Genomic DNA, 20,365 nt, shown 5'->3' on the forward strand with positions numbered 1-20,365 from the left:
ATTTACTCCGATTAAATTTGTATTGGTAGAAAAAGTTCTGCGATCGTGCAAAAGCCTACATCCTTTGACGTATGATCTTTGGCTTTTCTGATAAAAAACATTCCATGGTGTTTGTTTGCAATGAAATCAACCATTGTCAACCCAAGGCCGAGGCTAAAAGGCTCTTCTTTGTGCAGTGCCTCGACGGGAGGGTGCATGCGAAAGAACGGAAGTACAAGACTTTTTTGTGAATCCTCGGAGATGTCACTATAAATATCATTTGGAAGTTGATTTTTGAAGCTTATGCAAAAATAACCATCAGTAAGTGTGATAAAGCAATCGATGGCGGTGCTGGCATTTGCGTACTTAATGGCATTGAGGAGCAATTCTTTGAAGCAAAGACTGAGTAATTCTAAATTGACCAAAAGCTTCACTTCACTTTTGATCATTGGAAGATTGATCGTAATCGATTTTGTGGCAGCGGCACTGGCCAAATGCGAAGCGACTTTTTCAATCCTACTGACGATCTCTCCTGAAAAGGTCTTAGTCAATTCTACTTTTGATTCTAGAATCTCAACTGCGGAGGCCAAACCTCTTAACATCGATTTTGTGTGATTGTTATTTTCTTCTAAAACTTGGAAAAATTCTCCGTCTATGGTAACTGTTCCATTCTCATTGCGTGTAGATGTTTGTACAATGGTATCTATGAGGGTGGTCATGGCTCCGAAACCAGACCCTTGGGAAAGTGTGGTTTTCAAATTATAAATCGCAGTCACCTCTGTAGATGACTGCGAACTTTTCCTAGCAGTTTCCTTATAGTTTAGCCATTCCAACTGTTCTCGCAATTCTTTTGATTCATCACGAAGCAGTACCTTTTCAATATCTATCAAGTATCTGTACTCGAGAGCCTTAAGTAGTGTTGTCTTAACTAGATCAACATTCAAGGGTTTAACGAGATAATCATAAACTCCCATTTTCATGATTTCGATGATTTCATCTGTGCCATCGATTGCCGTTTGGACGAGGATCACAGCGTCTGATTTCAGTTTTTTTAATTCACGGATAAATGATTTTCCGTCCATAACAGGCATCATCAGATCCACTAAGAAGACGCTTACCTCGTTTAAGGATAATAATTCTAAGGCAACCTTTCCGTTTTCAGCCAATTGAAAAGGAACATGTATACTCTCGCAAATGCCAGCGAGTAACATTTGGTTGTCTTCCCGGTCTTCGACAATAAGGACTGGTCCCGGAGGTCTTCGCATTTTGGAAATCAAAGACTTCATTTCTGTGGTATGGCTGTTTGATTTCGACAAAGGCATAGCTTACTAAGTATCGGATAGCCTATGCCTAAAAAAAAAATCCTTCAATCTATTTTATAAATTAATTGGAATCAGGGATAAGTCCTAAAGGTAATTTGAGAGTAAATACGGAACCACGTCCAAAATCGCTCTCAAAAAGGATTTCTCCTTTCAGTAAATGGGCAAATCTTTGTGATATATTCAATCCGAGACCTGTTCCCAGTGCCTTCGAATCCTGAGAGAAGCGCGTAAAAGCATCAAATAAAAAAGCCTGGTCTTCTTTTCGTATGCCCTCACCGCTGTCTCGAATGGCAATAGAAAGAAAATTCTGGTTTACTTGCATTGTTATGTTGATTTTGGACCTGTTAGGTGAGAATTTCAAAGCATTAGAACATAAATTGATTAGAATTTGATGAAGTAGTTTGGGATCCGAGACTATTTTTAATGATTCTAAATTATGGGTCATCAATTGGATGGAAATTTGTTTCTCGGTTGCTTGCGGGGTTAGATTTTCTTTGCAATTGAGTATGATTTCATAGGGGACCGTCTCTTGAAGCTCACATTCGATTTTTCCTGCTTCAATCTTTGAAAGTTCTAAAAGTTCATTGATCAGCTTCAAAAGATTTTGTCCAGATTTGTGGATGTAGTCCAGATATTTCTTTCCCATCTCGTTGCCCGGCGGAAGTTCTATTAATTTGGTAAAACCAAGAATCGAGTTTAAAGGTGTTCGGAGTTCATGACTCATCATGGCGAGAAAATCTGATTTTAATCGGTTTGCAGATTCAGCTCTTTCCTTTGCGAGAGTTAAGTCAGCGGTTCGATCCCTGACCAATTCTTCCAGGTGCTCTTTATGAAGCTTTAATTCCTGAAAGATTTGATTTCTTTCCAAGAAATTTCCAATCCAATTGGTAATGGTTTGAAACAATAACAACTCATCTTCTCCAAGCGTTGATTCGAACTTACGCTCCCATCCAAGAACACCAAAAAATTTTGATTGGATGAAAATCGGAAAGAGTAATACTTTCGTTATGTTTCTATCGAAAAACCATCGTTCTGATTCTCTGCAATCGCTTTCGGTTAATCCTAAGGATTCATTTTTGACAAGTATTTCATGCCATCTCGAAAGTCCCAATTCCTTCCAATCAGGCAAGGAACATATTTCTTTATACCCATTATACTGAGTATCTTTCTTCTTTTGGAAAAGTAAGTCGTATCTGAATTCGCTCTCCAATCCTTCCTTCTTCAGAAGATAAACGCAGTCCATTTCAGTAAAAAAAAGAAAATCGTGCATCGTAAGTGCAAGTGCGTCCGGAGCAGTGTTTAGTTCGATTAACGATTGAGTGGCAGAAGAAACTCCGATTTCAAATAGCATCCGACTGGACATCAAATTTTCCATTTGCTTCTGTGCACTGATATCTATCAGATTGATAAAAATAAAATTAGATTCATCCCCTTCATTTCTAATAATGGATAGGGTAAATTTTGCATCGAAAACATCACCGGTCTTTTTATAGCCTTTAATTTCCGAAAATAAGTTGGTACCAGAGAGGATTGCGTCTTTAATGGGTGCTAAAAATTCTTTTCTTTTTTCTGGACCAATGAGTATATTTGGATTTTTTCCGATCAATTCAGACTTAGTGTAGCCGGTTAACTTGAGTAAGGCGTCGTTAACTGATTCAATTTTACTTTGGAGAAGTCTATTCTCTTTATAGCTGATCAATAAATTTGCTTCATGACTTTGAAAGAACATTTCTTGATAAAGCGTTAAATATTTGTCTTTTTGTACTCGATCTAGATAAGACTCAAGGATCATGATGAGCTGCATCCAATTGATGTAATCGGGATGCCAGGTTTCTGGAAGGTTAGAGATTTTGAGAATGGACTCTACTCTAGAGAAAACTCTAAAAAATAAGACAAGATTGAACAATCCGTTAGATTCCGTAAACTGGATCGAAAAAGATGAGAGTAAGTCCTCTTTCACATGAAAGTCGGAAAGTTTTTTTTGACTGTCTCGACTGCTCTTAAAATTAGATGCCATGCAATGATAAGTGATTGGTTTTGCAGCGGATGAAGTATGATCAAAAATCTGATGATGATTTGAGACCCAATACTCAATCTGATTGGAAAGTGTGACTTCCTGTAAGATTTCGACGATTTCAGAAGCAAGCTCTACTCGAGACTTGGAAATTAAACTAAGCTTTGAAATTCTATTTTTTGCCTCTTTGAATTTTGTTTGATTTTCATGGAGGATTGCTTCCCGATCTTTGATGGTTGTATTCTCTAAAATGCAGCTAAAGGAATTTCCTGCTTCGGAATCTACTGACCGTATGAGAAAAATTCGATACTGAAAGGAAAATCGAAAATGATTCTTTTCTACGGATACTTCCCCAGCTGTGTGCTTCGGAATTTTTGGATGTTTTTTTATGACTTCATTGTATGCAAGGATTGCATATTCCTCTAGAGCCAGTTCATTTTGAAAAACAATAGTAACCTCACCATTTTTTTCTTTTGCTATAAAGACTGCCTGTTTGATATGTGAGAGGGTCTCATATGCCAAAAGCAGGTTGTCAATCTTGCCGACTTCTTTCTTTTCAAAGCTTTCATTCGAAAGGTGCGACATCTATAATTGTGTCAGTAAGTCTTTTGGCAATTTAAAACTCATTGTGTCCTCTCTACTTTCCGGATAGAGCGAAACATTGGCGTTAGGAAAATGTTTTAGTAGTTCACCAACAATTTCATCAACTAGAACTTGCGGACTAGAAGCTCCAGCTGTTATTCCGAGTGTTTTGATTTCATTTGTTTTTATATAATCGGGGTTCACTTCCTCTTTGCTTGTGATCCGAAAAGAAAGAGGTTTTGTTTTTTTTGCAAGTTGAAGTAACCTGACGGAATTCGAAGAATTGGGAGAACCAATGACTAACATGGCATCCACATTCTCAATCATAAAGGTGACCGCTTCCTGTCTTTCGGTTGTGGCATAACAGATGTCATCCTTTTGTGGGTGTTCAACAAACGGGAAGGTTTCTTCAATTTGTCTGATGATACTTTTGGTATCAGTAACTGAGAGTGTGGTCTGCATTAAGTAGGTCAAAGGCTTAGAGGTATCAATTTTATCTTTCAAGTTGATCACATCATTTTCATCTTCGACTAAGTGCATATAGGCCTCGCCCATGGTGCCTATTGCCTCATCGTGACCTCTATGTCCTATATAAATGATCTGGTGAGTATCCTTGATGTTTCTCGCTTTACGGTGCACTCGGGTCACTAAAGGGCAGGTGGCATCACCGATCCGTAACTTTCGTTCCTTCGCCTCGGCGACCACAGAGGGCGAGACTCCATGAGCGGAGAATATAACTGTGGATCCCTCGGGAGCCTCGGATAACTCCTCGATAAATTTGATTCCTCTCTTCTTCATCTCGTCCACGACTCTCTGGTTATGGACAATTTCTTTTCTTACATAAAGCGTATCCGCTGGATTTGAAGCAAAAACAGTATCAACAAACGAAATGGCATATTTGACTCCAGCACAAAAGCCGCGAGGGTTGGCTAAGAAAATTCTTTCGAGCACTGATCACACCTACTTAAGGACTTTCTGACAGAAACTTAAGTAAAAGCAAAGATTATTTTTGACGGGGGGACATATTGCCAAGCGGGGAAGCTGACTTTTATTCGAAAAAACTTTCATTTATGTATTATCCCATCTCTTAAATGAACCGATCATCATCTTGAAAGGGCCAAGGATGGCCTCTTCGAAAATTCATCAATTTCCCTCACCTTTAACGGGGAGGGGGAACGGATTCAAGGAGGAACCCGGATGATTATCAACCACAATATAAGTGCTATTTTTGCGCACAGGACCTTAAAGGCGAATGACGCGAACTTAGGAAAGGATTTAGAGAAGTTATCCTCTGGTATGCGTATCAACAAAGCCGGAGATGATGCTTCTGGACTTGCGGTGTCTGAGAAAATGAGAACTCAGGTTGCTGGTCTTAGACGTGCAGAACAAAATACTGCTGATGGTATGTCCCTCATCCAAACGGCTGAAGGATATCTCCAAGAAACACATGAAATCGTGCAACGAGTTCGCGTGTTAGCTGTTCAGGCAGCCAACGGTATCTACACTGAAGAAGATAGACAACAAATCCAAGTTGAAGTTTCTCAGTTAGTGGATGAGATCGATCGTATCGCTTCTCAAGCAGAATTCAACAAAATGAAACTGCTTACAGGAGCTTTTGCTCGATTGAATCCGACTGCAAGTATGTGGTTCCATATTGGAGCAAACATGCACCAAAGAGAGCGCGTTTTCATCGAAACAATGAACACTGCGGCTCTTGGATTAAGAAACCCTACGGTTCTTACATTCATCTCTCTTTCGACTGCAGGAAAAGCAAACTCCGTGATCGGACTTTGTGATGATGCACTTCGAGTTATCTCTAAACAAAGAGCTGACTTAGGTGCTTATTACAACCGTATGGAGCATGCAGCAAAAGGACTTATGAATGCTTATGAAAACACACAAGCTTCTGAGTCTCGTATCCGTGATACTGACATGGCTGAACAAATGACCAGCTTCACGAGATACCAAATTTTGTCTCAGGCTGCTACTTCTATGCTTGCGCAAGCGAACATGAAGTCCCAGTCAGTAATGAGATTGCTCCAGTAAAGTAGGAAGAGAAACAAGGGGGAAGGGCAGGTGGTTGGGGCACTTCTTCCTTTGTTTCTCGATTTTTTTAAAATTTTTTTCCCAGCTGAAAGCTAGTATACCTGTGATAAGAAGGAACTCCATCACTCGCGATATATTCGATACTCGTAACTTCTACCCCTGCTTGAAAAAACCAACTCTGATTTTGGAATACATAACCAGTTGAAATTCTCCCTTGAAATCTTCTCAGGTCTACGTGATACGTTTTTTCCGAATTCTGATCATTATACAAGATAAAAGCCGTAATTAAATTTGTTTCAGGCCGCGAGACTCCATTTGCATAAAAATACTGAACGGCAAGTAACTTGGAAAAAATGGAAACGCCCGTTGTCTCGTCTCTGAAGAGAGTATCGTAGAAAAAATATTCAACGCCAGGATACTTTGTCCGATCGAAGTTTGGATTTAAAATTGTTTCTAGAATTGCCAACTTTAAACCATCTCCAGGAACAGAGGCCCCATTAAAGATCGTATTAAATACTAAAAATTTCATACCAAAGGGTGTATCAGGAGAAACAGTCCTGTCGTATAAAAAAAAGCGAGTCAGTGCCGAATTCGAACTTTCGTCTAACAGCGAATTGTAAAGAGGTTCTCCGATGAAGATAGTTTGTCCGTTATTGAAGAGAAGACTAGAAGAATCTGTAGGATGCACGATCGCAGTCAGTTCATTTTTCTGTTTTCCACCGAGTGTGGAGTTCATGGATTGGTCTCGAATGCTCGGACGGATATAAAAATAGGATTCGGTCTCATCTAAATCATAGTTTGGAGTCTGGTCCTGTAAATTTAAACCAGTTGCTACAGGTGACTTGATATTTCCGAATCGAAAAATCGGTCCGAAACTTACAGAAGTATCTAAATTGCCGAGTTTAACTGTTGTTTGAATTCCAATATTTTTTGTAAAAAATAATTTCCAATCTGTATTCAATTGATACAAATTTTGTTTTGGGATCTGACTATCCCATCCTTGCGGTATGGGTGAGTTTGTCAGAATATGAATTTTTTCTTGTAGATATTTTCCTTGGGCATTTGGTCCCATCTGGCCAAGCGCAGTCTCAAAGGACAGTGCGCTTTTGTCCCAGGTGTAGGAAGCGACATTCGAGAGAAGCGCATAGGCAGAATATGGTCGTTCCCCGTAAGATGTGTCAGCAGAATATAAGTTGATAGGAGTGTAGATGCTATGTTGTAAGGAAACGCCAGAATATTGCTGATTTGGATTCCTTAAAGCGGGAATGATAGAATCCAGAGCCAAAAGTAAAAGTGCAGAGGGTGAGTATGTTTTTTTATAAATGCCATACTCTAATTTTACCCCGTTTGTATATTCTCGGTCTGATATTAAATAAACATCATTTTCCCAACCAATCCTTAGGATTTCTTTTGATTTTTCAGTTTCCGTTGAAAAGAGGCTATTAGTAAAAAAGGTAAAGCCTAGGAGACAAAACATAAATCGGATTCTCTTTTGATTCATGAAAGATTTAGTCTGTCGCCTGGTTACAAAAAGATTTTAAGGAATGAGGAAACCAACTATTTTAATCCTACTGTTTTTAAAAACTTTAGCTCTTTTTGAAAAAAAATCGATAACAATCAAAGCAAATGTTAGTTGGTGGGACATTAATATTTCTCATTTATTCTGATGCAAAGGACGCTTGTGCTAAAGGATTTCGGATTTTGGGCGATACATATTTTAGATAGTAAATATCGCCGTACAGCTAAAAAGCCCGAGGGAGACTTCGGGCTTTTTTGTATTTGTGCAATAGATCACGAACTAGCCTGGATTAAAAATAGTGTCAGTTTAGCAAAAAGATTTGGGAAAACATGAATTTCCCTTTTGTCATTAAAGCTTGCTGTTTTGAGGACATTGATTTTTTGAATTTCACAAAAATCAGCAAAATCTTGGTTTGATAAGAAATGCAAATTGGGAGTATCATACCAACGAAAGGGCATCAAATCAGTCACTGGGGTCTTTCCACTGAGCAGGATTGACATTCGTATCTGCCAATGTGAAAAATTAGGAAAAACGATGATTACCTTTTTCCCAATTCTTAAGCATTCTTTGATAATCTCCCCTGGATTTAAAGTTTGTTGAATGGTCTGATTTAAGATTACGAAATCAAAACTTTTATCAAGATGGTGTTGTAGACCGTCATCGATGTCGCCATGATGTACATACAATCCTCTTTTAACGCATTGAATGATGCACTGGTCGTCCTTTTCGATTCCTTGAACTTTTACTCCTTTTCGTTTTAATACGAGCATAAGTTCACCAAATCCACATCCCAAGTCTAGGACTCTTTCACCAGATTTGATCAGTTGAGCGATGTAGGATATATCTGGTCTATTCGTTAGATCAATATCTATGCTATTTTTTTGATTAAAAACATTCATTTAATAAAAATAACCTTCGTCAGTTGAAGATAGAAAATCACGAAGGATCGATTCCTGCTCCAAACTTGGTAATAGAAACGAATCATGTCCAGCGGGATTGTTCAATTCGACGAAACTGACTGGAATCGCATTGACTTCCAATGACTTAACAATTTCTTCAGATTGGTAAGGAGGGTAAAGCCAGTCAGAAGTGTATGCAACCACAAGGAATCTACATTTAACGGCCGCTAAGGCTTTTGTGAGTTCTTTGCCTGTTCCTAAGCTATAGTGATCTAGAGCTTTCGTAACATAGATATAGGAATTTGCATCAAATCGATCCACAAAAGATTCCCCTTGGTGGATTAGATAACTTCCAACGGCAAAATCGGCAGATTGAATGTTTCCTTTAGGAGGATTCCTACCAAATTTTTCACGCATCATTTCGTCTGAGAGGTATGTGATGTGACCGACCATTCTAGCTAGAGCAAGACCTTTGGATGGGCGATTATGATTTCCATACACACCATTATTCCAATTCGGATCCGAGAGAATCGCTTGCCTGCCAACTTCATTGAAGGCGATCTGTTGTGCAGAATGTTCTGATGTGGAAGCCATAACGATACAATTTCGCAAGCGATCAGGATGGGCAACTGACCATTGTAAGGCTTGCATACCACCCATGGAGCCACCAGCTACAGCGAATAATTGTTTAATTCCAAAATGGGAAACTAATTTCTCTTGTGCATTTACCATATCCGCAATCGAGACAAACGGAAATGCGGATTGATAAGGCAAACCTGTTTTCGGGTTGGTCGACAGAGGTCCACTCGAACCTTTGCAACCTCCAATCACATTGCTTGAGATGACAAAGTAATGATTGGTATCAAATGCTTTTCCCGGACCAATGTAATGATCCCAGTAACCAGGTTTTTTATCTCCCAAATGGAAGCCCGCCGCATGTGCGTCTCCGGAAAGCGCATGACATACAAGAATGGCATTGTCTTTTTCGGAGGAAAGTTCGCCATAGGTTTCATAGGCGACTTCCAATGGGACAATGGTTTCGCCATTGTCCAAGGTAAGGGAGTCAAAGCTGAGAACTTTAGTCTCAACTATGCCTACAGACTGGGGACCGGTAGATTCGAGTTTCTCAGGCGTAGGCATTTCTAATCTCTTCAGATCAGATTTTTTTCAATGCCTCTTCTAAGTCTACAAGAATGTCATCGATATGTTCCAGACCTACTGAAAGGCGAACAAATCCAGGCGTCACACCGGCTGAATTTTGCTCATCTGGAGACAATTGTTGATGCGTGGTAGAAGCAGGATGAATCGCTAGAGACTTCGCATCACCAACGTTAGCGAGAAGACTAAACAGCTCCAAACCATCAATAAATTTTTTAGCGTTTGCGATACCGCCCTTAATTTCAAAACCCACAATCGCTCCAAATAGACCTCTATGGTGGTATTTTTTAGCCAAAACAAAATTTTTATCTGTGGTTAAGCCTGGGTAGTTTACCCATTCCACTTTAGGATGTTTGCTTAAATACTCAGCCACTTTGAGTGCGTTAGTTGAATGTCTTTCTAAACGAAGTGCAACGGTTTCAATTCCTTGGAGAATTTGCCAAGAATTGAATGGGGAAATCGCAGGTCCTAAGTCTCTGAGGCCTTGCACGCGTGCCTTTAAAATAAAGGCGATATTGACTCCACCAAAAGGCTCAAATTTTCCGAATACTTCCCAAAATTTTAATCCGTGGTAAGATGGATCTGGTTCTGTAAAATTTTTAAATTTCCCGTTTCCCCAGTTAAATGAACCTCCATCTACGATGATACCACCGATGGAAGTGCCATGTCCGCCAAGAAATTTGGTGAGTGAGTGAACGACAATGTCCGCACCATGTTTCAGTGGATTCACAAGATAAGGCGAAGGAAGAGTATTATCAATGACCAGTGGAACGCCCACTTCTTTTGCAATTTTCCCCACGGCTTCTATGTCGAGCGTGTCGAGTTTTGGATTTCCCAAGGTTTCAGCATAAAACGCTCTGGTCTTATCATTTACCGCCTTACGGAAATTTTCTGGATTCGATTGGTCCACAAAGTGAACTTTGATCCCAAGTTTTGGAAACGTGTAATGGAGAAGGTTGTATGTGCCACCATATAAAGATGAGGACGCCACGATTTCTTGGCCTGCTTCCACAATATTGAGTAGTGCTAACATTTCAGCCGACTGTCCCGACGCGGTGGCGAGCGCTGCCACTCCACCTTCAAGAGCTGCCACTCTCTTTTCTAAAACGTCCGTTGTCGGATTCATGAGTCTTGTATAAATATTTCCAAATTCCTGGAGGCCAAATAGCCTTGCCGCATGGTCTGTGTCTTTGAACACATACGAAGTAGTCTGGTAAATCGGCACCGCCCGTGAGGTTGTGGTCGGATCTGGTTCCTGACCTCCATGGAGGGCAATGGTTTCTGTTTTGAAGTTACGTGGCATAAGATGGGTCTCCCTTGGTTGTATTCTGTCATTCCTGACAGTTTCTTCCCTGATGTCGATAAAAAATCTAATAAAACAGAAAAGATTTCCATATTATTGGATTTGTATTTCTGACTTCTTAAAATTCTTATTTTCAAACCCATAGGATTCGATACTAATATGGAAACCTATGAAAAATGTCTCGATTCTGATGCTGTTAGTAGGTGTTCTGTCTAGTTCAGGAGCACTCGTTGCACAGGTCTGGATTCCTACGGGAACAGAAACGCGACGACCTTCTGCTCTGCAATTTGATTCCGGTGCGAGTAGTTACCGCGGCGACTATTATGGATTTGTCTCACCAAACTTTACATATAACCATGGATCCAAGTTTGGCTACTCCTTTTCACTTCCAATCAATATCTTAGCCTTAGATCGCGATCCTGTGACTGAAGGCTCAAAGCCAGGCAAAATTCGCGACATAGATTATAACAGTAAGGCTGATTATTTTAGAGTTCTAAATTATATTTCTTACGGGACTTACAACCAACAAGTTCCCGGTAAAATTACATATTCAATATATACCGGAAAGGTAATAGATGGATATATTGGACACGGTACAATTGTAAATAAATACCAATCAGCTTCACGCTTTGATTCTTATAATCCTTCTGTCATGGCCGATGTTAATTCGGATTATGCAGGGGTGCAATACTTCTCAAATTCAGTTTCAAATTTTGATGTGAATGCAGCTCGGGTCTATATCAAGCCTCTCGCCATTGGTCGAAAGATTTATTCCATGTTTGGAAATGGATCTGGTGGCATGGTCTATATGATGAACATCCGTGGAAAAGTTTTGGATGATGCTGGAAGGAAAAGTGTAGAAGAGGAAATAGATCCAGATGCAAAAGCTTCGGAAACCAAAACAAAAGAGATACGACCGATAAACAAAGATTCTCGTATGGAAATAGCAGAGGAAGACCCTTGGTACAATCGTTTAACACTTGGCTATACAAATGCATGGGATAAATCTGCACCAGTACAAATTAGTTATAATACCAACGGGTCTCCAGTAACCGAAGTAAATCTTGATAACCCGAAAACGAAAGATGTTACCAAGGTAAGTATTGAAGGTTACGATCTGGAGTATAGACTTCTGAATCTGCCATTTCTCGAATTTACGCCTTATTTCGATTTCAATCGCATCAAAAATTTAGATAATTCTACGGGAACACATTATGGTGCGATGATGCGTCTGGGTACGAAAGATTTAAACCTCATTTTTAAGCCCGAACTTAGACAAATGACAGGAAATTATGCCCCGATTTACTTTGATAGTTTTTATGAAATCGAAAGATTTCAGTCTTTTCCTACGGGAGCGCCGATTCGAACCAAGTTAGAGCAGTTGCAAAATCAGAGCAATACAACTGTTAAAGGCTATTATCATACGATTTATATTAACTTTTACCATCTCGGATTTGAATTTGCATTAGAAGATTATGGTGGAAAGGACAAACAGCGAATTTTTGCCGCCGCCTACATTCCGATAGGCTCTTCGTTTAAACTATCCTTTTTTTATACTAAAAAGGGTTATGATGGCCAAGGAAAGGCTTTTCAAATTGACGAAAATGCACAAGGAGCGGCAGAGCTTTCAAAATCTTTTGGTCCGCTCATGTTAAGATTGCAGAATTATCGTCGGTACTATTTAGATAGCTCAGAAAAGACTTTCCAATCGACAGATGAACTTCGTGTTCTTGTTTCAGGAGGGATCAGTTTCTAGGATTCGGTTTGTTTCGTGCAGGAATGCATGAAATGCATATTCGGTTCTTAAAATTACATTTCCAAGTTTAGCAATAGGTATTCTTTTTTGCTGAAATATTTCGATCTCATCGGCCAAAAATCCTGACTCAGGACCAAAGACAAACTTACTCACGTTGCTTGCAACATTTCTGCAATTAATCATATTCGAAAACTTAGAGAAAGGTTCTCCCTTTGGATCAAAAACGATCGTGTCCGTCGGATCCATCACCTCATAGAATTCAGACATAGACTTCAGATATTTTAAGGAAGGGGGATGCGGATTGCCAGACTGAGACATCCCATCAAAAATTTCGGTAGTTTCACCGCCTTTATATAGAGGTGATGTGAGGTATTCTTTATTCTTTGAATGGGGAAAAATGAATGTTAGTTGCCCGATTCCATAGAGTCCTGCTAAGTGAAGTATCTTTTTACCAGTTTGCGGCCTCGGGAGGGCGCAGTAAACATGCACCAGACTGAGAGGACTTTGCTTCGTAAAATCCTCAAGGAAAGAAGGAATCACGGTTACAAAATCCTGGTTTATTGATTGGACTTGAAACAAACCCTTGCAAATGCCCGGAACGAGCAATCGTATTGTATCTCCAACTTTCTTTTTTAATATTTCTTGTATGTGGAAATTTCGTTTTCCATTGATTCGGATTCTTTCCTCCGAAAACTCGTCTTCCTCAGTAATAATGATCCAATTCAAAATTTAGATTTCGAGAGTGGGTTCGGACGAATCGATCGTGGGCGGTGCGGGATCATTCGCTGGCGGTAGAGCTTCCTCTTCGAGTTTGATGCCGTCTATCTGTTGTTTCACGTCCTCAGTTTTCAGAGCCCGCAACAAATATAAGCTGAGTATTAAAAATAAAAGTATCTCGATGAAAACCTTCGGTTTGCTTTTTATACCTGAGGTATTTTTTCTTTTTGTTTGGTATGATGAATACTTTGTTTTGAAGAAATCAATCGGCGCATAGAGCAGATCGAGAATTAAATTCAAATATTCTCTTTTGCTCGGCTGGAAATGAAAGGAACTTCTTGTTTCTATTTCTTTTTGAAAATTTGTATCGGAGGAGGAATTAAATTGAAAACGATGGGAACAGACGGGGCATCTCACAAGTACGGTTCCCTGACTCGCAGGAAACCGTAGTGTTGTGGAACAATTCGGACAAGTTTTTAAATAGTTCAAGAAGAACTTTTACAAATCGTTTAGTATTTTAATGAGCTCTTAAGAACTTCTACATTTTTCTTATAATGTTTGTTAGAGTCTCTATCATTATAATCAAATACTTTGGTAAAAAGTTTATCAAAATAATCTAAGTTTTTGAAATAGAAGGATTTCTTAAATCTGTTTCTAATGGGGTTTGTTTTTGTATTTTCTACGTTTGATAGAACATACTTTCCCACACCTTTTTCAGAAGGGGTTTCTGGAGTTCCCCAATTTGGAAATCCGTCATGTTGGTAAAACAATTCAATTTTATCATCATGAGCAGGTGCTCCATTCGGTGCCATGTCTACGATCACAGAAATTGTTTTATCTTCGATGATAAAATTGTTCTGATAAACATAAGTTCTGACCTTGGATAGGTTACGAGGTTGCTCTTTTCTAGGATCTGGATCTGCATTGTTTGCGCCTTCGAAAAAGAGTTCCATTTTCTTGGACTTGGCTCCAAGGTTTTTATAGGAACGTCCCTCGTCTGAACCTACGAAATCAAATACTTCTAAATGGATGCAGGTGTTATCTTTGGCATCCTGTACTTGGGCTGCCTCACATTTCTCGCCATCTTGACTAGTCTTTCCTTTATACAAGATCGTTCTGTGCGGTAAAGTACGAACTTTCATTTTGAAAAGCACTGTGTGGCGTGTGAGCCTTTTGTATACTTCTGAAATGTTTTGATCGAGCTCATCTTCAGTAGATGAGATCGATTTTCCATCTTGAGATGTGTCGATTCCTGCTTGGGCAGAGTCTGCTTCCGTAGCACCTTGGGCGATAAGGCCAAGGCTGAGGAAAAATATAGGTACAAATTTTAATAGTTTCATGTCCGAGTCATCCTAAAACGGTTAAATTGAGGATACCAGTGAACGGTAGGCTACCGTAAAGAAATATCCTATATCATTTATCGGAATTCTTTCGCCAAGATTGACGAAATATTGTTTTTTTATCACTTCCAGCGAAAATCTGGCAAGGATTCTAAGTAAAAATCGGTAGGCGGAGCGCTAATTGTAGCAAAATTCGCTATAGATCTTGTGATCCACCTCCTCTCGACATAATCACAAAAATCCTTCAAATTTCTACCCGAGGCGCCTTCTAAATTTAGGGAAATCCTTAGCCTGGACTCTTCCGAGAGCTGCTTGGCATAACCTTCTAGAATCTGAGCTCTTTCTGTTTGGTTCGGCAAAGGGAAAAAAATCTTTCGATCGAATCTCGAAAGTAGAGCCGGATCTAAATCTTTTTTTCGATTCGTAGCCCCGATTGTAATCGTATTGCCTTTATCCGCAAATCCATCTAATTTACGTAAGAGTACACTCAGTAAATTTCGTGTAGCTTCAAACAATCCATCCTCTCTCGATGTAGCAAGAGAATCGATTTCATCAAGAAATAACATGGATTTGTCGAAAAGGGACGCGGCATCGAAGACCATTGCCAAATTTTGTGAAGATTCTCCATAATATTTACTTAGTATGGATTCTATAGGAACGTAGATCATGGGAACATTGCAGACACATGCGGCAATCTTTGCCATTGTTGTTTTCCCAACGCCAGGATCGCCTTCAAATAAAACAGCACGAGGGAGAATGGAACCAGGTATCTTTCGTGTGAGCTTTGTGATCTCCTGAAATGGTTTTGGATTTAAAATCGGCATCACCAAACTTTCTAAAATCTGTTCCTTTACGTTTTCGTAACCATAAACATTTTCAAAACTAAGTAAATTTCCTGACACCTTCTCCTCAACCGGGTCGAAAACCTCTACACCTAACTTGGTTAATATCTCTTTTGGATTTCTTTGTGTAGCAGTTGTCCCCAGAAAAAATTTATACAGCGCAATACATGCTTGGAGTTCTTTGAAACTAAAATCAGACCGCTTAGATGCTTCAAATTTTAGTAAATTTGATGTAAAGGAAAATCGAAATCGTATTTTGTTTGAGAGATTTTTTTCTGGTTCGAAAAGATTTTCATTCAGGCCTTGCAGACTGAAGTAGCCATTTTCAAAATTATAGACCCGAAAATTTTCGATATAATTGCGAATGATTCCGAGACAATCAAATAGCTTTTCTTTGCCTGGATCTGCCAGGGTCATTTTAAAGATTTGTTCCTCCTTTTCGGTCAAAAACTCAAAACCCGCACTACCTATTTCTGAAAGGAGAAGTTCTTTTGCTTTGAAGAAATCTAAGTGCGAACTGGGATTGGACATAATGAACAAAAAATGAAAGTTTTATTTTTTTTCAAGGAAGGAATTTTTATTTCTCCGACAGTTAGACTAGAAGAGGGTTCCGTATGGGTGAAGGTTCGCTATCACAAGAAGATATAGATGCATTGCTTGGTGGGTTTAGTGGGGGAGCTGCGCCTGCAGGTGGTGGGAGTGGCGGCGGACTTGATGATCTTGACGCACTCGTCGGTGGTGGTGGCGGAGGTGGCGGTGATGAAGGACCTTCCTTTGCCGATATTGCAGCAGCTCTCGGACCGAGTTCGACTCCCACGCCCGCAAAGAATTCTTCCAAATCTCAATCTGGCGGCGGCGGTGGAAGTAATACTGCCAATTTAAACTTACTTCTAGATGTAACTCTCCAATTGACCATTGAACTGGGACGAACGACCATGTTTATCAAAGACGTTCTCCAGCTGACGGAAGGGACAGTTGTCGAGCTAGATAAGAATGTGGGTGAAGAGCTCGATATACTCGCGAATGGAAAGTTAGTCGGAAGAGGCAAACTCATCGTACTCGATGATTATTATGGAATACAAATCACACAAATCGTCAATCCTATGGAAAGATTAGGCGGAGCACCTGCCTTCATGTGAGGAAATGCATTGGAAGAATCTCAATATACAGTCGAACGGACATCAAATCCCGATGAGGAAACTCAGAAGTTTCTCTGGGGTAAATTGCAAGAATACAGCCTTTCCAAATTGAATAGAGAGGACCATAAAACGACCGATTTTTTTTCTATTACCTATTCGGAAAGAGGCACGATCATCGCTGGAGCGTTATGCTATTTTTATTTCAAAGGCTTAAATCTCCAGTTGTTATGGGTGGATGAGTCAAAACGAGGTAGGGCACTCGGTACCAAATTACTGGCTCAGGTAGAAGAAGAGGCAGGAAAATTAGGAGCGAAGCTCATCTTTTTATATTCGTTTGGATTCCAAGCTCCCAAGTTCTATTTAAAATGGGGCTATAAACAATTTGGAATCATCGAAGATTTTCCTGAGGGTCATAATTGTTACTTTTTACAGAAAAAACTTAGCTGACCTTTGTCAAAATCAGGGAGTGTGATTTTTTAATTTTAAGGAAAACACTTGCCTCACAGAATGCTTTTTTCGTAACCTTATGGACATGCTTCGAATTTTACTACTTTCTCTCCTCACAGTTTCTCTCTTTCAGTGTAAAGATACTTCAATCCCTCTTCCGTTTGGCGCCGAGATGCGCATCATGCCTGTTGATACAACAGGAAAAGGTAGCATCGACACGAATGGTTACTATATACCGGAAAAGGGAAACTACCGTGTTCTCTATATAGAGATCGATAAAAATGGAAATGGTTCCTCAGATGAGTTCATTTGGCAAGGCCATGCCACTTTCCAGGACCCAAAAACTCCATCAGTTCGAACCATGATGAAAGTCCATGAGCAAGTGGATGAGAACAATGATGGAAAGATTGATCTAATTCGTTGGTTGCTTCCAAACGATTTGATTGCGATGACACAAAAAGATTCAGACCACGATGGCTACTTCGAAACAACAAGCCATTATAATGTGCGTAAAAAGATTGTCAGAAGAGAGATTGATGCGACTAAAAAAGGAACTCCTTCTATATTTATTTTTAGTGACCGAGCTGAAATCGATAGTGATGGAGATTTTATACCAGATAAAGTCGTTTTTGGAGGGTCTGATTTGGAATTGGAAGAGAAAGCAACGAATTTGCGTGAAACAAAACCATTGCTTTCCAAAGATTCCTTACTTGTACACCCTGAGCTACTAAATCGAGAGGAACGTCCGATTCTCGGTTCTGGCTCTTTAAAATAATCTACAAGTGCTCTTAAGCTCATGTCGAAAAAACTGACATGAGCTTAGGTATTCTTTGCTTTTAGGCCTTTGGTGCCTTTCTTCCTTCCGTTAGATTGGCAATTAGATTTGGAAGGTTCATCACATCTGCTGGGATGAGGATTTCCGTATTCTCTTTGGCAATTTTTAAGAAATTCTGTATGAAAGCCTTGGTAATCTGAAGTTTGATCGCAGCGGAACCACTCTGGTCAGAGATGACATTGGCAATCGATTCAATCCCTTTTGCTGTAGCGGCAGCAAGTGCTTCTACTTCATTGGCTTTACCCTCCGCTGAGTTGATTCTTCTCTGCTTCTCACCTTCCGATTTATTGATCGCCTCTTCTTTCAGACCAAGCGAGCGATTGATGCGAGAGTCTCTTTCTCCTTCCGAGAGTAGAATTTGAGATCTTTTTACGATCTGAGCTTTTTTCTCTTTTTCCATTGCTTCAAGAACTGACTTCGGCGGAACAATGTTTAAGATTTCATATCGATTGACTTTAATACCCCAAGGCTCTGAAGCTTGGTCCAGCGCCGCTACGATTGTAGAATTGATGAGATCCTTTTCTCCGATGGTTTTATCCAGTTCCATCGTTCCAATCACCGATCGCATCGTAGTCTGAGCCAATTGAATGGAAGCAAAACGGTAATCTTCGATTCCGTAGGATGCTCTGACTGGATCAATGATTTTCAGATATAAAACTCCATCTACTTTCACCTGAACATTGTCATGCGTGATACAAATCTGTGGTTGTACGTCAATCGCCTGTTCTTTTAAAGTATGATAATAAGCGTCTTTATCAAGAAAAGGAAGTAAGAGATGAAAACCTGCTCTCAAACTTTGACTGTATTTTCCAAGTCTTTCTACGAGAAGTACATCCTGAGCGGGAATGATGCGAATGCAACGAAATAGCTTGTATGCAAGATAAATTGTTACGAGAACCCAAAATACGATGATGTGATAATCCATTTTACTCTCCTGCACCTTGTGGAAGTTTGGTGGTAATTCTTGAAAGGCCTTCAAAGACTCCACTAATATTTGCTAAATTTTCTGGAACGACAGTTGTTTTGCTCGTTTTTAGAATCGTACCAAGAGCATCGAGATATTCCTGAGTGATTTGAAGGCTAACTGCTTCTTTTCCGCCTTTTTTCGAGATGGCTTCTGAAACGAGATGAAGTCCCTTCGCAGTTGCTGTGGCAATGAGTTCGATTTCTTTGGCTCGACCTGTCGCTTCGTTTACCAATCTAATTTTTTCACCTTCTGAAATATTGATCGATTCTTGCATTTCGCCCATTGATTTATTTACGAGAGATTCTTTTTCCCCTTGCGAGATCGTAATTTCCGCTCTTCGTTCTCTTTCCGATTTCATTTGATCTTCCATCGCAAGCAATATCTGTTTTGGAGGGGTGATATTTCTGATCTCGTATCTTGTGACTTTAATCCCCCAAGGGTCGGTCGCCCTATCAATATTTGAAACTACATTTGAATTGATTTCTTCTCTCTCGGACAGTAAGTTATCCAATACCAACTTTCCTATTTCTGAACGCAAGGTAGTTTGCGCTAACTGGGATGTGGCGAGCATGAAATTGTCGATACCGTAAGACGCTTTTTCGCTATCGATCACTTTCATATAAAGTACTCCATCAACTTCGACAGAGACGTTATCCTTTGTGATACATACCTGCGGATCTATATCAATAGTTTGTTCTTTGAGATTTTGGCGGTATCGAATTTGATCCACGAAAGGGATTAAGAAATAAAACCCTGGTTTCAAAACGCCCTGCAGAACACCTAATCTTTCTTTTACGTATTCGCTCTGTTCGGGCACGACAATAATCGTCTTACGAATGATAAAAACGATCAGTACAAATATTACAACAATAACATTATCCATGAACTCTTGCTTATCTCCTAAAAATGAATGTAGGACATAAGATTATGGGAGTGCCTTTCTTAAAAAAAGGATTTTTTATAGTTCAGAGAGTTTTTTTATTCTGTTTCGATTGTGATTTTTTCCACAGTGAAGACCAAATTATCTCTTTTTAGAATTCTTACCTTACCACCTTTACCAATTCGCTCTTCAGTCGAAATGGCATCCCAGACTGTGCCTTGGAACCAAACCTTTCCGCCAAGTTCGCCTACTAAAACATCTTTTTCGACGGTAACAATTTGGTTTAAGTAGTCATCCTTGATGTATGGATCTTTAGATTTTTCCGATTTGAATAGTTTTCTGACAAAATGACCGCCAAGCAGTAAGGAACCAAGGGTAGATACCATCCATAGGATCACCTGGTTGGTAAATGACATGGTTACGAGTCTCGTCACCATACCTGTGATGAGCCCTCCAATTCCGAGAAACATAATGAACGTGCCAGGAAAAACAAATTCCAGGAGAATGAATACGATGCCACCGATGACCCAAAGGTAGGGCGTGTTTTGAAATAAAATTTCCAATGATGTCTCCGAGCCCAAGTAAGTCCGTCTTTCGCTCTCCTGGCAAGAAAAATTATA

General features: G+C 39.7%; 19 protein-coding genes. 5 read left to right on the plus strand and 14 right to left on the minus strand.

Annotated elements, in window-relative coordinates; genetic code table 11:
* Nucleotides 1-11: 11 nt before the first annotated feature.
* The 3 genes from EHQ58_RS13650 to ispH all read right to left on the minus strand — a co-directional run bounded on the left by EHQ58_RS13650 (nucleotide 12) and on the right by ispH (nucleotide 4,848).
* Entirely contained in the window at nucleotides 12-1,244 is a 1,233-nt protein-coding gene (locus EHQ58_RS13650; RefSeq protein ID WP_246047362.1) for an ATP-binding response regulator, read from the minus strand.
* Between the two features lie 118 nt (nucleotides 1,245-1,362).
* Complete coding sequence (locus tag EHQ58_RS13655) at nucleotides 1,363-3,900, minus strand: sensor histidine kinase (protein ID WP_135624457.1); 2,538 nt, start codon at nucleotides 3,898-3,900, stop codon at nucleotides 1,363-1,365.
* Nucleotides 3,901-4,848 (minus strand): 4-hydroxy-3-methylbut-2-enyl diphosphate reductase, encoded by a 948-nt coding sequence (gene ispH, locus EHQ58_RS13660; RefSeq protein ID WP_135624458.1) that lies wholly within the window; start codon nucleotides 4,846-4,848, stop codon nucleotides 3,901-3,903.
* 246 nt (nucleotides 4,849-5,094) lie between these two features.
* Here ispH and EHQ58_RS13665 point away from each other — a divergent pair, with 246 nt between their 5' ends.
* Complete coding sequence (locus EHQ58_RS13665; RefSeq protein ID WP_135624459.1) at nucleotides 5,095-5,943, plus strand: flagellin N-terminal helical domain-containing protein; 849 nt, start codon at nucleotides 5,095-5,097, stop codon at nucleotides 5,941-5,943.
* Nucleotides 5,944-6,010: 67 nt separating this feature from the next.
* Here EHQ58_RS13665 and EHQ58_RS13670 read toward each other — a convergent pair whose 3' ends face one another.
* From EHQ58_RS13670 to EHQ58_RS13685, 4 genes are all read right to left on the minus strand, one after another.
* Nucleotides 6,011-7,444, minus strand: a complete 1,434-nt coding sequence (locus EHQ58_RS13670) for a lipid A-modifier LpxR family protein (RefSeq protein WP_135624460.1) — start codon at nucleotides 7,442-7,444, stop codon at nucleotides 6,011-6,013.
* Nucleotides 7,445-7,734: 290 nt separating this feature from the next.
* Nucleotides 7,735-8,361 carry a methionine biosynthesis protein MetW gene (gene metW, locus EHQ58_RS13675; RefSeq protein ID WP_135624461.1) on the minus strand — a complete coding sequence of 209 codons (627 nt, stop codon included), beginning with the start codon at nucleotides 8,359-8,361 and terminating at the stop codon, nucleotides 7,735-7,737.
* A complete protein-coding gene (gene metX, locus EHQ58_RS13680) occupies nucleotides 8,362-9,501 on the minus strand; it encodes a homoserine O-acetyltransferase MetX (RefSeq protein WP_135624462.1) in 1,140 nt (379 codons plus the stop codon). It lies immediately after the preceding gene.
* Between the two features lie 16 nt (nucleotides 9,502-9,517).
* Nucleotides 9,518-10,822 (minus strand): O-acetylhomoserine aminocarboxypropyltransferase/cysteine synthase family protein, encoded by a 1,305-nt coding sequence (locus EHQ58_RS13685; RefSeq protein WP_135624463.1) that lies wholly within the window; start codon nucleotides 10,820-10,822, stop codon nucleotides 9,518-9,520.
* Between the two features lie 169 nt (nucleotides 10,823-10,991).
* On the opposite strand from EHQ58_RS13685, the gene EHQ58_RS13690 reads away from it, so the two are divergent.
* Entirely contained in the window at nucleotides 10,992-12,578 is a 1,587-nt protein-coding gene (locus tag EHQ58_RS13690) for a hypothetical protein (RefSeq protein ID WP_135624464.1), read from the plus strand.
* Here EHQ58_RS13690 and EHQ58_RS13695 read toward each other — a convergent pair.
* From EHQ58_RS13695 to EHQ58_RS13710, 4 genes are all read right to left on the minus strand, one after another.
* Complete coding sequence (locus EHQ58_RS13695; RefSeq protein WP_167883636.1) at nucleotides 12,558-13,304, minus strand: RsmE family RNA methyltransferase; 747 nt, start codon at nucleotides 13,302-13,304, stop codon at nucleotides 12,558-12,560. The genes EHQ58_RS13690 and EHQ58_RS13695 overlap by 21 nt on opposite strands.
* A 3-nt stretch (nucleotides 13,305-13,307) precedes the next feature.
* Nucleotides 13,308-13,595 (minus strand): hypothetical protein, encoded by a 288-nt coding sequence (locus tag EHQ58_RS18770; protein ID WP_167883637.1) that lies wholly within the window; start codon nucleotides 13,593-13,595, stop codon nucleotides 13,308-13,310.
* A gap of 209 nt (nucleotides 13,596-13,804) precedes the next feature.
* Nucleotides 13,805-14,635 carry a flagellar-coiling protein FcpB gene (fcpB, locus tag EHQ58_RS13705; RefSeq protein ID WP_135624467.1) on the minus strand — a complete coding sequence of 277 codons (831 nt, stop codon included), beginning with the start codon at nucleotides 14,633-14,635 and terminating at the stop codon, nucleotides 13,805-13,807.
* Nucleotides 14,636-14,757: 122 nt separating this feature from the next.
* Nucleotides 14,758-16,008, minus strand: a complete 1,251-nt coding sequence (locus EHQ58_RS13710) for an AAA family ATPase (RefSeq protein WP_135624468.1) — start codon at nucleotides 16,006-16,008, stop codon at nucleotides 14,758-14,760.
* 83 nt (nucleotides 16,009-16,091) lie between these two features.
* Between EHQ58_RS13710 and fliN the strand changes: the two genes are divergently transcribed.
* The 3 genes from fliN to lsa25.6 all read left to right on the plus strand — a co-directional run bounded on the left by fliN (nucleotide 16,092) and on the right by lsa25.6 (nucleotide 17,838).
* Nucleotides 16,092-16,616, plus strand: coding sequence for a flagellar motor switch protein FliN (gene fliN / locus EHQ58_RS13715; RefSeq protein WP_135624469.1), 525 nt, complete (start codon nucleotides 16,092-16,094; stop codon nucleotides 16,614-16,616).
* Nucleotides 16,617-16,625: 9 nt separating this feature from the next.
* Nucleotides 16,626-17,063, plus strand: coding sequence for a GNAT family N-acetyltransferase (locus tag EHQ58_RS13720; protein ID WP_135624470.1), 438 nt, complete (start codon nucleotides 16,626-16,628; stop codon nucleotides 17,061-17,063).
* Nucleotides 17,064-17,148: 85 nt separating this feature from the next.
* Nucleotides 17,149-17,838: an Lsa25.6 family adhesin gene (gene lsa25.6 / locus EHQ58_RS13725; RefSeq protein ID WP_135624471.1), complete on the plus strand. Its 690-nt coding sequence runs from the start codon at nucleotides 17,149-17,151 to the stop codon at nucleotides 17,836-17,838.
* 61 nt (nucleotides 17,839-17,899) lie between these two features.
* Here lsa25.6 and EHQ58_RS13730 read toward each other — a convergent pair whose 3' ends face one another.
* The 3 genes from EHQ58_RS13730 to EHQ58_RS13740 all read right to left on the minus strand — a co-directional run bounded on the left by EHQ58_RS13730 (nucleotide 17,900) and on the right by EHQ58_RS13740 (nucleotide 20,308).
* Nucleotides 17,900-18,823, minus strand: coding sequence for an SPFH domain-containing protein (locus EHQ58_RS13730; RefSeq protein ID WP_135624472.1), 924 nt, complete (start codon nucleotides 18,821-18,823; stop codon nucleotides 17,900-17,902).
* Between the two features lies 1 nt (nucleotide 18,824).
* Nucleotides 18,825-19,748, minus strand: coding sequence for an SPFH domain-containing protein (locus tag EHQ58_RS13735; RefSeq protein ID WP_135624473.1), 924 nt, complete (start codon nucleotides 19,746-19,748; stop codon nucleotides 18,825-18,827).
* A 95-nt stretch (nucleotides 19,749-19,843) separates the two neighbouring features.
* A complete protein-coding gene (locus tag EHQ58_RS13740) occupies nucleotides 19,844-20,308 on the minus strand; it encodes an NfeD family protein (RefSeq protein WP_135624474.1) in 465 nt (154 codons plus the stop codon).
* Between the last annotated feature and the right edge of the window lie 57 nt (nucleotides 20,309-20,365).

It is taken from the genome of Leptospira ognonensis (assembly GCF_004770745.1).
Classification (GTDB): domain Bacteria; phylum Spirochaetota; class Leptospiria; order Leptospirales; family Leptospiraceae; genus Leptospira_A; species Leptospira_A ognonensis.